The organism is Paenibacillus lautus NBRC 15380 (genome assembly GCF_004000945.1).
GTDB classification, from domain to species: domain Bacteria; phylum Bacillota; class Bacilli; order Paenibacillales; family Paenibacillaceae; genus Paenibacillus_AQ; species Paenibacillus_AQ lautus.
This window is the reverse complement of the sequence record NZ_BIMF01000017.1, coordinates 104,657-120,017: the sequence shown is the minus strand read 5'-3', so window position 1 is coordinate 120,017 and position 15,361 is coordinate 104,657. Positions and strand designations below refer to the sequence as shown.

The 15,361-nt window shown below is 53.0% G+C and carries 11 protein-coding genes; 7 read left to right on the top strand and 4 right to left on the bottom strand.

Features of this window, described 5'->3' with window-relative positions:
• The first annotated feature begins 169 nt into the window (after positions 1 to 169).
• The 7 genes from PLA01S_RS24420 to PLA01S_RS24390 all read left to right on the top strand — a co-directional run bounded on the left by PLA01S_RS24420 (position 170) and on the right by PLA01S_RS24390 (position 10,402).
• Positions 170 to 1,573 carry a cytochrome ubiquinol oxidase subunit I gene (locus PLA01S_RS24420; RefSeq protein WP_127594411.1) on the top strand — a complete coding sequence of 468 codons (1,404 nt, stop codon included), beginning with the start codon at positions 170 to 172 and terminating at the stop codon, positions 1,571 to 1,573.
• Entirely contained in the window at positions 1,560 to 2,576 is a 1,017-nt protein-coding gene (cydB, locus tag PLA01S_RS24415; RefSeq protein ID WP_127594410.1) for a cytochrome d ubiquinol oxidase subunit II, read from the top strand. The genes PLA01S_RS24420 and cydB overlap by 14 nt, the downstream gene beginning before the upstream one ends.
• Positions 2,576 to 4,456, top strand: a complete 1,881-nt coding sequence (gene cydD / locus PLA01S_RS24410; RefSeq protein WP_127594409.1) for a thiol reductant ABC exporter subunit CydD — start codon at positions 2,576 to 2,578, stop codon at positions 4,454 to 4,456. The genes cydB and cydD overlap by 1 nt, the downstream gene beginning before the upstream one ends.
• On the top strand, positions 4,453 to 6,249 hold the full coding sequence (cydC, locus tag PLA01S_RS24405; RefSeq protein ID WP_127594408.1) for a thiol reductant ABC exporter subunit CydC: 1,797 nt from the start codon (positions 4,453 to 4,455) through the stop codon (positions 6,247 to 6,249). The genes cydD and cydC overlap by 4 nt, the downstream gene beginning before the upstream one ends.
• A gap of 180 nt (positions 6,250 to 6,429) precedes the next feature.
• Entirely contained in the window at positions 6,430 to 7,458 is a 1,029-nt protein-coding gene (locus PLA01S_RS24400) for a DUF2332 domain-containing protein (protein WP_174819246.1), read from the top strand.
• Positions 7,459 to 7,690: 232 nt separating this feature from the next.
• Positions 7,691 to 9,079, top strand: a complete 1,389-nt coding sequence (gene fumC / locus PLA01S_RS24395; protein ID WP_127594407.1) for a class II fumarate hydratase — start codon at positions 7,691 to 7,693, stop codon at positions 9,077 to 9,079.
• Positions 9,080 to 9,364: 285 nt separating this feature from the next.
• On the top strand, positions 9,365 to 10,402 hold the full coding sequence (locus PLA01S_RS24390; protein ID WP_127594406.1) for a hypothetical protein: 1,038 nt from the start codon (positions 9,365 to 9,367) through the stop codon (positions 10,400 to 10,402).
• A gap of 124 nt (positions 10,403 to 10,526) precedes the next feature.
• Here the strand turns inward: PLA01S_RS24390 and PLA01S_RS24385 are convergent, their stop codons facing one another.
• From PLA01S_RS24385 to PLA01S_RS24370, 4 genes are all read right to left on the bottom strand, one after another.
• A complete protein-coding gene (locus PLA01S_RS24385; protein WP_246059804.1) occupies positions 10,527 to 11,081 on the bottom strand; it encodes a hypothetical protein in 555 nt (184 codons plus the stop codon).
• Positions 11,082 to 11,275: 194 nt separating this feature from the next.
• On the bottom strand, positions 11,276 to 11,986 hold the full coding sequence (locus PLA01S_RS24380; RefSeq protein WP_127594404.1) for a DUF1266 domain-containing protein: 711 nt from the start codon (positions 11,984 to 11,986) through the stop codon (positions 11,276 to 11,278).
• A gap of 16 nt (positions 11,987 to 12,002) precedes the next feature.
• Complete coding sequence (locus tag PLA01S_RS24375) at positions 12,003 to 13,406, bottom strand: J domain-containing protein (protein ID WP_127594403.1); 1,404 nt, start codon at positions 13,404 to 13,406, stop codon at positions 12,003 to 12,005.
• Positions 13,403 to 15,106 (bottom strand): molecular chaperone HscC, encoded by a 1,704-nt coding sequence (locus PLA01S_RS24370; RefSeq protein WP_127594402.1) that lies wholly within the window; start codon positions 15,104 to 15,106, stop codon positions 13,403 to 13,405. Before PLA01S_RS24370 ends, PLA01S_RS24375 begins: the two co-directional genes overlap by 4 nt.
• Positions 15,107 to 15,361: the final 255 nt, after the last annotated feature.

Sequence of the window (15,361 nt, the reverse complement as noted above, 5' to 3'; positions counted from 1 at the left end):
TATTCCACCGCCTACTTAGTGATTTTCGTCACAAATTTATAACTTTTTGCCCCAGTTTCAGCCTTGATATTGTGATGTTTATCACAATCCTTAAGGGCGTGGTCTGCGACAATACAAAAAGAATCAAATTTGAAGTGATCACGTGAGCTAAAGAAAGGGGTATCTTAATATGGATCCGGTTATGCTGGCGCGAATTCAATTCGCATCAACAACCATTTTTCATTTTATTTTCGTACCGTTGTCCATCGGATTGGCGTTTCTGATTGCCATCATGGAGACGATGTATGTTGTCAAAGGCCAGGAAGTCTACAAGAAAATGGCCAAGTTCTGGGGAAAGCTGTTCCTGATTAACTTTGCGGTCGGGGTTGTGACGGGGATTCTGCAGGAATTCCAGTTCGGCATGAACTGGTCGGATTACTCGCGCTTTGTCGGGGATGTGTTTGGCGCACCGCTTGCGATCGAAGCCCTGCTGGCATTTTTCCTTGAGTCGACGTTTATTGGGCTGTGGATATTCGGGTGGGACCGGTTATCGAAGAAGGTCCATCTGCTCAGCATCTGGCTGGTGTCCTTCGGCACCCTGATGTCCGCCTTCTGGATTCTGGCAGCGAATTCGTTCATGCAGCGTCCCGTCGGGTTCGAGATGAACAATGGGCGGGCGGAGATGAACGATTTCTTCGCACTGATTACGAACGGTCAGCTGCTGGTGGAGTTCCCGCACACGATCTTCGGAGCATTGGCAACCGGGGCGTTCCTCGTAGCAGGTGTGAGTGCCTACAAGCTGATGAAGAAGCAGGATTTGGATTTCTTTAAGAAATCATTCCACATCGCCATCGTGATTGGCCTCATCACCTCCATTCTGGTTGCGGTATTCGGTCACCAGCAGGCGCAGTATCTGGTGGATACGCAGCCGATGAAGATGGCCGCTGCGGAGAGCCTGTGGGAAACGAGTGACGATCCTGCGCCTTGGACGGTCATAGCAGCCATCGATCCGGATAAGCAGGAGAACACGATGGAGTTTAAAATCCCGTATTTGCTCAGCTTTTTGTCTTACAGCAAATTTTCCGGCGAAGTCATCGGAATGAAAGAGCTGCAAGCGCAATATGAGCAGGAGTATGGCCCTGGAGACTATATCCCGCCGGTCCGTACCACGTTTTGGAGCTTCCGGATTATGGTGGCCGCAGGCAGCATCATGATTCTGCTGGGATTGTACGGAGCATGGCTGATGCTGCGCAAAAAGGTCGAGAAGGCTGGCAAATGGTTCCTCAGACTGATGCTGTTCGGTATTTCGCTGCCGTTCATCGCCAACACGTCGGGGTGGATTATGACGGAGATCGGACGACAGCCGTGGACGGTATTCGGGCTGATCACTACGGAGAACAGTGTTTCACCGAACGTCAGCGCAGGCTCGATTCTGTTCTCGCTTATCATGTTTACCGCCATTTATGCGGTGCTGGCAGCGGTCATGGCGTATCTGTTCATCAAAGTCATTAAGAAAGGACCGTATGCGGCGGAGGAAGACGACCACCACGCAAGCGATCCGTTTAATAAGGAGGGCTACAATGCTGTCTCTTAACGAACTGTGGTTTGTGCTTGTTGCCGTATTGTTTATCGGGTTCTTCTTCTTGGAGGGCTTCGACTTCGGGGTCGGGATGTCCACGCAGCTGCTGGCCAAAAATGATACCCAGCGCCGGGTGCTGATCAACTCGATCGGCCCGTTCTGGGATGCCAACGAGGTCTGGCTGTTGACGGCGGGCGGCGCCATGTTCGCCGCCTTCCCGAACTGGTATGCTACGCTGTTCAGCGGGTTCTACATTCCGCTTGTCTGTCTTCTGCTGGCCTTGATCGGCCGCGGGGTGGCCTTTGAATTCCGCGGCAAGGTGGGCGATGTCCGCTGGAAACGGGTGTGGGACGGTGCGATCTTCACCGGCAGCGTGCTTCCGCCATTCCTGCTCGGCGTTGTTTTTGCCTGCCTGATTCAGGGGCTCCCCATTAACGAAGAGATGCAGCTGCATGCCGGATTGTTCGATGTTGTGAATGGCTATACTGTGGTTGGCGGACTGACGATGGTGATGCTCTGCCTGCTGCATGGCTTGATGTTCACAACACTGCGCACGATGGGGGATCTTCAGGAACGCGCGCGCCGTATGGCCCGGAGACTCCTGCTTCCCGTAGCTGCCCTGTTCGTGGCATTCGGGGTGATGACGTATTTCATGACCGATATCTTCGAGAAGCGTGGCGTGGTGTTAACCGTGCTGCTGGTGCTGGCTCTGCTCGCATTCCTGCTGGGCGGATATTTCATGAATATCAAGCGGGATGGATGGGCTTTCGGGATGACCGGGGCGGTTATCGCCCTGCTGGTAACGTCCGTGTTCGTGGGTTTGTTCCCGCGCGTGATGGTCAGCTCCATCAATGCTGCATTTGACCTGACTATTTATAATGCGGCCTCCGGACCGTATTCCCTCAAGATTATGACGATTGTGGCGGTAACGCTGCTGCCATTCGTATTAGGCTATCAAATTTGGAGTTACTTCGTTTTCCACAAACGGGTACATGAGAAGGAGCATCTGGAGTACTGATGGGAAAAGACCTGCTGGGATACAAAGGCGCCAAGACGGTATTCTTTCTTGTCGCCGTATGTACCCTGGCACAGAGCATGGCCATCCTTCTGCAAGCCAAGTGGCTGGCGGAAGCCGTATCCGCCCTGTTTGCGGGATCAACGCTGCAGGAGCAGGGGGAGACCATTGCCTTGTTCCTGCTTGCATTTCTGGCACGCCACGGCATCTCGGCCGTGCAGCAAGGAATCGCACAGCGCTTTGCCGAGGAGACGGGCACGAGCCTGAGGAAGCAGCTGCTGGATGAGCTGTTTCGGAATGGGCCGTCCTTTGTCCGGTCGGAAGGAACAGGCAATGTGGTTACGCTTGTGCTGGAGGGCATCGGCAAGTTCCGCAAATATGCGGAGCTGACCATACCGCGCATGATGGGGGCGGGCATTACCCCGGCTTTGGTATGGCTGTACGTGTTCATGACGGACCGGATTTCGGGCATTATTCTGCTGGTGACCATGCCGATCCTGATCGTCTTTCTCATCCTCGTGGGACTGGCCGCGAGAAAGCAAACCGAGCGGCAGCTGGATTCCTACCGGATGCTGTCCAATCATTTTGTAGATTCGCTGAGAGGTCTGACTACCCTGAAGTTTCTGGGACAGAGCCGCAAGCACAGCGAGAGCATACAGCAGGTCAGCGAGGGGTATCGTGCAGCTACCATGCGGACGCTGCGCGTGGCGTTTCTGTCGTCCTTCGCGCTGGATTTCTTTACGATGCTGTCCGTGGCATCTGTTGCGGTAAATCTGGGCTTGCGCCTCATTAACGGCAGCCTGGAGCTTCTGCCCGCACTGCTCATCCTGATCCTGGCACCGGAGTATTTCCTGCCGGTGCGCATGGTCGGGGCGGACTTTCATGCCACGCTGGACGGTAAGCAGGCAGGGGAGGCGATGCAATCCATCATCCGGGAAGCCCGAAAGGGGCATTCCGGCGGAAGCTCGGGTCCTGTTGCTGCGGAGGGTTCGGTTAACGGCGCGGGTCCATTCAAGCCAACGGGAGCGCTTGAAACCCCGGCGGCAGAAACGATGGAACGGACCCCAACGGGCCTAACATTTAAAATTCAAAATAATTTCTCAGATCTCAGCCGAAGACCGCAGCCATCATTCCAATGGGATAACCACAGTGTACTGGAACTGTCCGGAATCGGCCTCAGGCACGAAGAGTTAGGGCCGGCTTCCTTGGAGAATGTCAGCTTCCGGATACCGGGTCAACGCAAAATCGGTATCGTGGGGGAGAGCGGGGCCGGCAAATCCACGCTCATCGAGCTATTAGGCGGATTCATGGCGCCAACATCCGGAATGATGGAGCTGAACGGCGTGAAGCTGGAGGAATGGAACCGGCGGGCGTGGCGGACCGAGGTCACCTATATGCCGCAGCAGCCGTATTTATTCGGTGCTACCCTGGCGGATAATGTGCGCTTTTATGCGCCGGAGGCGTCAACAGCGCAAGTGGAAGCAGCGGTGGAAGCGGCGGGTCTGTCGGATCTGGTGAAGAGCTTACCAGGCGGACTTGCGGAGATGATCGGCGGCGGCGGACGCGCTTTAAGCGGCGGTCAGGCACAGCGCGTGGCCTTAGCCAGAGCGCTGCTCGGCGGCAGGCGGGTTCTGCTGCTGGATGAGCCAACGGCCCATTTGGATATTGAGACGGAATACGAGCTGAAGGAGACGATGCTGTCCCTGTTTCAAGATAAGTGGGTATTCCTCGCGACGCACAGACTGCACTGGATGCAGGATATGGATTACATCCTCGTTCTGCATCAGGGGCGGGTGGCCGAAACGGGAACCCATGAGGAGCTTATGGCCTTGCAGGGCGTCTATTACGGCTTAATTACATCGCAGCTGGAGGGATTACAATGAAGCAGGAATCGTGGTTTCGGCCTTACGTAACGGCAAACTTCTGGCGTTTTCTGCTAATTGTGATGCTTGGCGTGCTCACGATCCTGTTCGCCGGGATGCTGATGTTCACCTCCGGGTATTTGATCTCCAAGTCCGCCCTGCGACCGGAAAATATCCTAATGGTATACGTGCCAACCGTAGGGGTTCGTACCTTCGGCATCGGACGCGCGGTCATCCATTACGTGGAGCGCCTGGTGGGGCATGACACGATTCTTCGCATCCTGTCCCAGATGCGCCTGCGGCTGTACCGCATTCTGGAACCGCAAGCCCTCCGCTTGTCCTCCCGGTACCGCACCGGGGATCTGCTTGGCGTGCTCTCCGATGATATCGAGTATTTGCAGGACGTCTATATCCGTACGGTCTTTCCATCGATTGTTGCGCTTGTGTTATACGCCGGTGTTATTCTGGCCGTCGGTCTGTTTGACCCGGCATTTGCCCTTCTGCTTGCGCTGTATGTAGCGGTGCTGATTCTGGTACTGCCGCTGGTTTCCCTGCTGCTCACCAAACGGAAGAACCGGGAGATGAAGCAGGCCCGCAGCAACCTCTACCAGAAGCTGACCGACGCGGTACTGGGCATTCATGAATGGTACGTCAGCGGCCGGCAGACGGAATTCCTGACCGGTTATGAGGCGGATGAAGCCGAGGTCGACCGGACCGACCGCTCCCTTAAGCGCTGGTCGCGTCTTCGGGCTTTTATCGGTCAATGCGTGGTTGCCGTGACGGTGGTATCGATGGTGTATTGGTCAGGACGGCAGTATGCGGACGGCTCGATCGATGTTACGCTGATCGCGGCTTTTGTACTGGTTGTGTTCCCGTTAATGGACGGATTCCTGCCGGTATCCGAAGCCGTGGAGCGGATTCCGCAGTACGGCCAATCGGTCGCGAGACTTCAGGCGATCGATAGCGCCGAAACATCTGAAGGGAAGCAGAACCGGGGGCAACAGCTGAATGAGGGAGAGATCGAATCGGTCATAAACAGCGGTGTTCATGTGAAGGCGGATGGCGTCAGCTTCCGTTATGATCAGGCCGCAGGCGGCGAATCCGGGCTGGACCGATCCGATGTGAATAGGGATGGATCTACATTAATGGATGTATCCCTGGATATTCCTCCTGGGGCTAAGGTAGCCATTATAGGGCGTTCCGGGGCCGGTAAATCCACCCTGCTGCAGCTGATTCAGGGTGTGCTGGCACCTTCAGGGGGAAGTCTTACCCTAGGCGGAGTGGATTCTGCGCGGTTTGGCGATGAGATATCTTCCGTTATTTCGGTATTGAATCAGAGTCCGCACTTGTTTGATACGACGCTAGCCAACAACATCCGGCTCGGACAGCCGGATGCCACGGAGGCCGAAATACGGGATGCGGTTGCCCTGGCACGGCTTGAACCGTTGGTGGCATCCCTTCCGGAAGGGCTCCTCACCCGTATGCAGGAAGCCGGACAGCGTTTCTCCGGAGGAGAGCGCCAGCGCGTGGCTTTGGCCCGGATCCTGCTGCAGAAGACGCCGGTCGTTATTTTGGATGAACCGACGGTCGGACTGGATCCCAAAACCGAGCGGGAACTGTTATCCACCATGTTCTCCAGTCTGCAGGACCGGACTCTAATCTGGGTAACCCATCATCTGGTTGGCGTGGAGCGCATGGATGAGATCCTATTCATGGAGAACGGCCAAATCGTTATGCGGGGTACGCACGATGAGCTAATGGAGCACTATCCGCGGTATCGAAACTTGTACCTACTGGATCGTCCGGCAATCTAGGCAACAACAGCATCCTTTAGTAGAAGAAACCGGCCTTTGGGGTCGGTTCTTTTTTTTTGTCTCCATCTTATTTTTCTTAATGAGCCCGATAAAAGATCAAAATCCATGCGCATCGTGGAAAGATGTAACATTAGTCTAAAGCAGGATAAAGGGTTAATTACAACTTTAGGGGTGTGATGTATGGTGGTTCATAAGCGGATGGTTAACGTGTTTCGTCATTTTGCTGAACGGGAATGTCCGGGCTCCAGTGTGTTCTATGAGTATTTGGCGCGCCATATAGCCGATGATGAAGAGGTGCTGCAAGTCGCTGCATTTGTCCCTGCAGGCCAGCCTGTCCCCAATATGCTGTTTGGCGCCGTTCAATATTTGCTGCTCCAAGGTGAGGGACCGGAGCTGAGGGCGTATTACCCCGGCCTTGTGGAGCATCCGAAGGAAATGAGCTCCTGTTATCCCCATTTTCGTTCATTTGTACTGAGTCATGAGGCGGCTATTATCGGAATACTGGAGAGCAAGCGGGTACAGACGAATGAAGTCCGCCGCTGTGCGTATTTGTATCCGGTGTTCTGCTCGATCTATGACAAGGTCCGTAAGCCGCTTGCCTTGGTGGAGCTTGGAACCAGCGCGGGCTTGCAGCTGCTGTGGGATCGATATAGCTATTCCTATGGAGACGCTGCGAGTTACGGCCTTGCGGGGTCGAAGGTTCATATCACATCGGAGATCAAGGGAGGACGCACGCCGTTCCTGCTGGCTTCCAGTCCTCCGGTCGTCTATCGGATGGGGATCGATCTGCATGTGAATGATGTGCGAAACCCGGAGCATTTGTTGTGGCTGCGGTCTTTAATCTGGCCGGGCAATCACGACAGGGTATCCATGCTGGAGCATGCAGCGAAGGTGCTGAAGCAGCAGTCCGGGATCCAGTTCCGGGAAGGGGATGGGACCGCGCTGCTTCCCGATATCGTGAAGGGCATCCCGGAGGAGGCCGTCATTTGCGTATTTCATACGCATGTGGCCAATCAGATTCCGGAGGCATCCAAGCAAACACTGCTGCATCACTTACATGAAATCGGAAGCGTCCGCGATATCGTGCATGTCTACAACAATATGCAGGATGAAGACCTCCATGTGGACTATATCCTCGGGGGCGTGCGAAGCGAGTTTACGGTCGCCCGGACGGATGGGCATGCTCGCTGGTTTGAGTGGCTGTTGTGAAGCGGAATATTGCCGTTAGCTTGAAAAATCACGGCGAATCGTGCGATACCTCCGCTGTTTCAAGCGAGGCGGCGGTGAGTAAGCCAGCTAAGAAGGCACCGAGCCAAGGCTTTAAGCATGGAAGTCGCAGCTGTTCATCCCGTCTGTTTTTTTCTTGGGCAAGTCTATGTCATAATAGGAGAGATGGAATATGAAGCGCTTAAATTCAAGGAAGCCAAAGGAGGAAGTTGGGATGGATTATCGTATTGAGAAGGATACCCTGGGTGAGGTTAAAGTGCCTGCGGATAAGCTATGGGCAGCGCAGACACAGCGCAGTTCCGAGAATTTCCGGATTGGAACCGAAACGATGCCGAAGGAAATCATTCGGGCGTTTGCCGTATTGAAAAAGAGCGCAGCCATTGTGAATGGCAAGCTCGGCAAGCTGGATGCAGACAAAGTGGATGCGATCACGACCGCCGCCGACGAGATTGTGGCCGGCAAGTGGGATGAGCACTTTCCGCTCGTGGTTTGGCAGACCGGCAGCGGCACACAGTCCAATATGAACGTGAACGAAGTCATTGCGAACCGTGCGAATCAACTGCTTGAGCAAAAAGACAGCGCCCTGCGCGTTCATCCCAACGACGACGTTAACAAATCCCAAAGCTCTAACGATACGTTTCCGACAGCGATGCACATGGCCGCGGTCGTGGCCGTGGAAGATCATGTGCTGCCCGCGCTGCGCCGCTTGAAGAAAACGCTCGAGAAGAAAAGCGATGAATATAAGGACCTGATCAAAATCGGCCGCACGCATCTTCAGGACGCCACACCGCTGACTCTAGGACAGGAAATCAGCGGCTGGCACCGGATGCTCGAGAAGTGTGAATTGATGCTGGCTTCTGCCGTAGAACCGCTGCGTGAGCTGGCTATTGGCGGTACTGCCGTCGGTACCGGCATTAACGCGCATCCGAAATTCGGAGAAATGACGGCTGCCGAAATCAGCATGCAAATCGGAAAAAGCTACACGTCCGCCAGCAACAAGTTCCATTCGCTGACCAGCCATGACGAGATTGTATTTGCCCATGGGGCGCTGAAGGCGCTGGCTGCCGATCTGATGAAAATCGCCAACGACGTTCGCTGGCTGGCAAGCGGTCCGCGTTCCGGGATTGGTGAAATCTCGATCCCTGCCAATGAACCGGGCAGCTCCATCATGCCGGGGAAAGTGAACCCAACCCAAAGCGAGGCACTCACGATGGTGGTCTGCCAAGTGATGGGCAACGATGCCACAATCGGTTTTGCAGCAAGCCAGGGGAATTTTGAGCTAAACGTATTCAAACCGGTGATCATCTATAACTTCTTGCAGTCCGTACGCCTGCTGTCGGATGCCATGGACTCGTTCGACCAGAATTGTGCGGTCGGCATCGAAGCCAACCTAGACGTTCTCCGTGCAAATATGGAGCGGTCGCTGATGCTGGTGACGGCGCTGAATCCACATATCGGATATGAGAATGCCGCGGCCATCGCGAAAAAGGCACATAAAGAAGGGACAACGCTTCGCGAAGCCGCTCTGGCAAGCGGTCTATTGAGCGGAGAGGATTTTGACCGGATCGTTCGTCCGGAAGAAATGATCCATCCGAAGGAGTAAGGCCCAATGTTTAGAGCTTGATCGGAAAATAGGCCTCGGCTGAATACCCAGCCCATTTCACCACGGTGAAATGGGTTTTGGTTTTTTAGATTATAGAATGATAAGGTTTCAGCGAAGCTGAACCATATTTGATAATCGCAGGACACCTTTTTCTCTAAACGCGGTCCGTCTTTTTGTAGCACATCGACAGAAATTTTTCTTCTCCCAAGCTCCACAGCGGTTATAATAGGGTGTCAGGATTTGACCATGATTCACAAACCATATGCATGAAGGACGGATGATAACTTGAGGAAACATCAATGGATTGCCACGCTGCTCTCTCTGATCTGCACCGGGCTCGGGATGTTTTATATCGGGACGCCGGGCATGATGATAGGCGGAACGCTGCTTATGGCGCTTCAGGGAGCGGCTTTGTTTATTTTTTTCATGACATTGGGATTTTTGGGTATGCTGATTGGTCCGATAGCTATTGGGCTTCATATTATAGGTCTGATTATACCGGTTATTTACTTCAACTATCGTTCGCCCAAGAAACCGATGTTCGACGAGAAGCGGCGGCGCCAACTATCCTCCCCTTGGAAAATCATCGTGCGGACGGTGATCGGACTGGCCTTGTTCGCCGGGGCCGTATACGCGGGGTACACCTGGGGATCTGCTCCGTTTATGAAGACGGCTGCTGAGAAACGGGTGGTTCAAGAAGCGGCAGAGTCCTATCTGGAGCAGAAGTACAACGAACCCTTTAAGGTAACGGACGTGGACTATACCTGGGCAACCAGCTCGTATCAACTTCGAGCCCATCCGGAACAGGAGCCTGAGCTGGTGTTCACTCTTAACAGTAATGATAGCAGCCCCCCAACCATATCGAACGATATATATCTGAACCTGCTGTGGGGGCAGCAGCTGAAAGACGAGTTGAAACCTCTGCTCGCTGAGCTTTATCCGGACCAGGCGTTTGCGGACGCCTATGTCAACGCCGATTTCGACACGGTTGAGCGTGATTATAACCAACTTGCAAATGCCGACGGAAATGTCAGTCAGAATATCAGTTTGATCGTCTTTGCGGATCTGACGGCAGACAATCTGGCGCAAGAGAAGGAACGGGTGCTGGAGCTGATTCGGCGGCTGCCTTCGGTGACGGTACAGGGCGAGACAGACCTTCATATCGAGTATTATTCTATGGATCAGAAGACGCCGGACCGTGTGAAGAAGATAGAGCAGGATTTTGATTACATGAATGGGAAACGGAGTACCCATTTCTTCAGGGCGTTCGATATTTCCAAAATCACGTCCACGGATGACATTGAGATCAGAGGACTGGAATGAAGAATGTGAAGGTTTTGAAAGATTGAAGGATTGGATTGCCTGCATTCAGATTAAAAGCCAGGCAGAGTTTGTCACTCTGCCTGGCTTTTTTAAGTATTCATTAGGGGAGCAGATAAAGGGGGCCTCAGCGCAGGGACAGATGAATGAGGCGCCCTTTCTGGGTCTGCGTCATGGTCAGCTTCAGATTTAAGGCTGTGGTCATGTCTCGGACAGGTACGTAGAGGGTGTTCTTGATGAAAAGGGGGCCGTTATACTTGCTCTCATCAAGCTTGCAATGGTCAGATTCCTCGGGGCATAGCTTGGCCGGCTTATAAATGTCGATATCGTTCACGCTCATCTCTTGCGTTGCCCGCCGTACGATCGTATACCCCCATCTGTCGTTGCCCCATATCGATACCGGGGGGCTGTTGGCAGCTTTCAAGTCATATTGATGAAAGTTGTCCAACTCCTCCTTCAGCGTATAGGAAATTTCATACCCCATTGCATCGGCTAAGGACTTGAGCGGAACGTACGCTTTGCCTTTGTGAACAAGAACGTTTGTCATGGGGGTGCCTGCCGCCTTCACGGAATAGTCTTCTGCATCGTTAGCGGCTGCTTGTTCGCTGTTCCAAATTAGCGAAGCGGCTAGCAGGACACTTGTCAGCGCGAACAGCGATATTCTTCTGAATTTCACGATCATAATAACCTCCTTCCGTTTTTCGAATGGGTATAGGCATCCAAATCTAGGAGCCTATCTATTATTATAAACTCTTTTTCAGGCCGGCTGGTTAGCTAACGGATCAGATAAAATAAGGATACCCCTGTCTTACTGTGTGAAAGAGCAGAGGATAGCCTCATGAAGCCTTATGAAAAAAAAGGGATTTCGTAACGTCCTTAGACGGATATGCTGTCTTGGTGTCCGGAGTTTAGGTCTCGGTCCGGCAGCAGGTTTTGATTCCAACGCGCTTTCTCGAGCGCCAAGGAGCTTCCGCCTACGATCGTGCTGGCCATGTTCAAAATATGACGGACGTGCTTCACCTCCGTGCTATTCGTTATGAAGTGCGTGCCGACCGCGAAGGCGGTCAGGTACTCCTCCCAACTGCTGTAATGCTGCTGAAGGTACCGCGCGGCCTGGAGATCAATCTCCCAGGCTTCTCTTTTGGACAGGAGGCCATAGACCCGCCCGATACGGGCGAGCATGATGGCCCAGCCTCCCCCTAATGCGGCTATATCAGCGGAGGGCAGGAGAGACATGTATTTGTGGACGACCAACAGCTTATCGTATTGGGCATCCTCTTTGGAGTTCTCCACATACCGCTCACGTACCGCAAAGGTTAATGCCTGCAATTTGGCGTGAATATCCTTATACTCCTGACAATGGCCATCCTGAAGCAAAAAGTGAATTTGTTCTTCCAGCGAGGTTTTGTCCTTGACACGCCAATAGGCCAGCGTCTTCTTCAAGACCATGTTTCTGATCCAGCGTTCCCCCATATGAAACTCGTAAGGGATATAATAATAGCCAAGCATGCTGTCGATGCAAACGCTGGACAGGCAGCGAAAATACAACTCCAGTCTCTTCTTTTGCTTGCGGCTGTAAGCACTCATTGTTTCACGCACCTTTCTAAGTTGCTATTACCCGGTGAGTCCGGATCATTTTCCATGAATTCCATAACAGGACGGCAACCAGCATGCCCGTAAAGAGCGGATGCAGGTCGAAGAACAGCTGAAGCACGAGGTAGACCAGAATATAAAGCCAGCTTAACCTCAGCACCATCATCGCATAGAAAAGCATATTGTTTCTCCACGCGCGTTTTTTCTCAGCAGGGTCAATATCACTTCGATCGTAATTCTGCTTGTTGGCAGTCAAGCATAGATAGATGAACGAATGGATATGGGTGTTATCCAGTTGATTGGATTGCTTCAAAATCTCTCTTGCCCGGTCCATCTCGCCAAGTTCTATATAGCAGCGCCCCTTCAGACTCAGTGCATCCGTATTCTGAGGCTCGCGCTCCAGAATGCGGTCGAGATCTTGTATGGCCGCCTCATATTTCTGTTGATCGAAGAGGATTTGGGCGCGGTATCGATATCCGTCGATATCCTCGGGCAGCAGCCGAATGGCCTGGCTGAAGCCGTTCAGCGCTTCCTCGGGCTCGCCGATCTCAAGATAATATTTTCCTCTCATAAGCTGGAGGTCAGGGTCATCCGCAAACATCGCGTGCGCTTCGGCAAGGTGCGTTCCGGCTTCCTCCGGCTCATTATGCATCAGCATAGACTGAGCGTAATCTCTTAAATCGAGATAATGCTCGATATCGATGATCTCCCGCAGATGTTGCTTGAAGCATTCATAGCGCAGCTCCGTGGTACCATGGATTTGCCTCATTATATAATCAACAAAAGCTTCCGAATGGCGATCCAGCAGCTCGTCTCGGTTCTCGCTGAAGTGGAACATGCCATCCAGCTGCTGCCATACCGGACGCGGCAGGTGTCGATGATCCTCCAGATAGGAGAGAAGGGCATACTGCAGCTCCTCGCTTTTCTCCACATCCCACGCAATATCCTGGTCAAGGAGCTGCTCCCATGTGCCTGAATCGATGCGTAAGGAGAAGTCTTCATAAACCTCGTCAACCTGGCTGATAAACTGGTGGATAGGGTTTAGTGGTATGGGCTGCTTATGTTGGTTGACTGCTGTATATTCAGGTGGCGTATATTCCAGATCAGGATGCGCAGTGTCACTCTCCTGTTGTTGGGCAGAAGTGCCTGCAGCGTACGCCGGGGATGGCTCTGCGCAGATAGAATCGCTTTGAGCGTTGTTCGCGGTTATGTCTTCCTCGAGGATCAGAGTTTCCTCTTCCTCTGTCTTGAAATAAGGTGCTTGCTTCATAGCGGAATCATATGCTTCCCTCAGCCGCTGATAGCCTTCGGGATCCTCCTCCGGATGGTAGATCCGCAGCTTTTTGGCATACGCTTTTCTGATGATCGATGTGTCTCCTGTTGCCTCGACGCCTAAAATATCCCATATGCTCATGACAAGTCCATCCACCTTTCCATTTGGTCCAGCTGATCCTTCAGCACTTCGGCCGCTTTCTTAATCTCCTGGTCATTTTGCGTTTGCAGCAGCTTTTCGAACTGCTGAATGCATCGCGCAATGAGCTCGCGGCGGTCACCCAGCGACTCTTCATACAAGCGTTCTCCTCTCGCAATCAGAAGCCGGTTTTCCGTACGGTCACGGGGATGAATCTTGATATCCTTCAATTCCGCCAGGCGGGCCTCAATCTGCTCTTTGGTCAACGTGCCGGTATTTTTCTCGATAATCGCTCTTTTTTTCTCGCCGGTTGACACGCTGACCACCTCAACCTCGAGTATGCCGTTGATATCATAGGTGTAGCGTACGTCAATGCTCTGTTCGCCTGCCGGGGCAGGAGGAACCTTGATCTGAAGCTCGCCCAGCTTGATATTGTTCTCCACCCGCCGGCTTTCCCCCTGATACACGTCGACATTCAAGCGTTTCTGATTGTCCGAGATGGTGTACAGCCGTTCTACCCGGCTAACGGGAATGGGCGTATTCCGTTCAATAATGGGCAAAAAGTGTCCATCCGAGTATTGGCCTCCTCCGAGCTCGCGGACGACGCTGGTGCCGAGGGTGTAAGGACACACATCGGTCAAAATGATTTCCTCCAGCGCCTGGTTGCGCTGCTTCAGGGCGGTCTGTATAGCTGCGCCTAACGCTACCGTCTCGTCGGGATGGATATTGCTGTACGGCATGCGTCCGAACATCCGGGCAATCACATTTCGGATCAGCGGCATGCGTGTGGCTCCGCCAATTAGAATGATCGCGTCCAGATCAGCAGGCGTTAGCGAGGCATCACGGAGTGCGCGTTCAATGGGCTGGCGAAGACGGAGCAGCAGCGGCTGGGCCAGCTTTTCATATTCAGTCCGGTTGATGTGCAGTTCCAAGGTAGAGCTGTCGCCCTTGAGGCGCATGGTTGCTGCCGTTTCTTGCCCCAGGGCCAGCTTGCACATCTCGGCTTGCTTGTATAAGAGCGACTTGGCCTTGCTGCTTAGATCCTCAGATTCCAATTGATGTGTATGTAAAAAGTGGGAAACGAGGAGTTCCGTAAAATCCTCACCCCCAAGAAAGTTATCCCCGGCAATGGATTTCACATCCATAATCCCTTCAAACAGCTCCAGAATGGAGACGTCGAATGTGCCGCCCCCCAGGTCAAAGACCAGGAACTTGGTCTCGGGACTCTCCTGATGCAAACCATAGGCAATGGCTGCTGCCGTAGGCTCGCTGATCAGTCGTTCTACCCGAAGACCTGCCAGTTCTGCCGCGGCCTTCGTCGCTTTGCGCTGCGTATCGTTGAAATAGGCAGGGACGCTGATGACGGCTTCAGTTACGGGCTCGCCCAGATAAACCTCGGCATCGCTCCTCAGCGCTTTGAGCACAAAGGAGGAGAGCTCCTCGGGGGAGAAGGAATGGCTGCCGAGGCTGTATTTTTTCTCCGTCCCCATGAATCGTTTAAACGTCGCAGCGGTTGCTTCCGGATGCGTAATCATCCGTTCCTGTGCAATCCGGCCAACGAGGATGTCCCCGTTACCGTCAACGCTGACAACGGAGGGGGTAAGGTGATCTCCGAGCACATTCGGAATGATAACCGCTCCGTCCTCGGCCCAATAAGCCGCAAGGCTATTCGTTGTACCAAGATCAATTCCGATCATCGTCATGTAGTAATCTCCTCTTCCTATCAAGCATTCATGTAAAAACGAATTCGTTCATTATATGATTTTACCAGTGTTAATAGAGTCTTTCCATTTCGTTGACATATACGTTATATCATATACCACATTAATTTATGGTAGAGATGTTAATATATAGATTTCAGCGGTCCCTTGTTATGTTATTTGACACAAATATCCCCATACTCTTTAATGATTTCCCTGATTGACCAGAACAAAATATATATAAAATGAATGAAATAG

Coding starts and splice junctions, on each gene's coding strand:
- PLA01S_RS24420 (WP_127594411.1), top strand. CDS start 170: ATGGATCCGGTTATGCTGGCGCGAATTCAATTCGCATCAACAACCATT.
- cydB (WP_127594410.1), top strand. CDS start 1,560: ATGCTGTCTCTTAACGAACTGTGGTTTGTGCTTGTTGCCGTATTGTTT.
- cydD (WP_127594409.1), top strand. CDS start 2,576: ATGGGAAAAGACCTGCTGGGATACAAAGGCGCCAAGACGGTATTCTTT.
- cydC (WP_127594408.1), top strand. CDS start 4,453: ATGAAGCAGGAATCGTGGTTTCGGCCTTACGTAACGGCAAACTTCTGG.
- PLA01S_RS24400 (WP_174819246.1), top strand. CDS start 6,430: ATGGTGGTTCATAAGCGGATGGTTAACGTGTTTCGTCATTTTGCTGAA.
- fumC (WP_127594407.1), top strand. CDS start 7,691: ATGGATTATCGTATTGAGAAGGATACCCTGGGTGAGGTTAAAGTGCCT.
- PLA01S_RS24385 (WP_246059804.1), bottom strand. CDS start 11,081: ATGATCGTGAAATTCAGAAGAATATCGCTGTTCGCGCTGACAAGTGTC.
- PLA01S_RS24380 (WP_127594404.1), bottom strand. CDS start 11,986: ATGAGTGCTTACAGCCGCAAGCAAAAGAAGAGACTGGAGTTGTATTTT.
- PLA01S_RS24375 (WP_127594403.1), bottom strand. CDS start 13,406: ATGAGCATATGGGATATTTTAGGCGTCGAGGCAACAGGAGACACATCG.
- PLA01S_RS24370 (WP_127594402.1), bottom strand. CDS start 15,106: ATGACGATGATCGGAATTGATCTTGGTACAACGAATAGCCTTGCGGCT.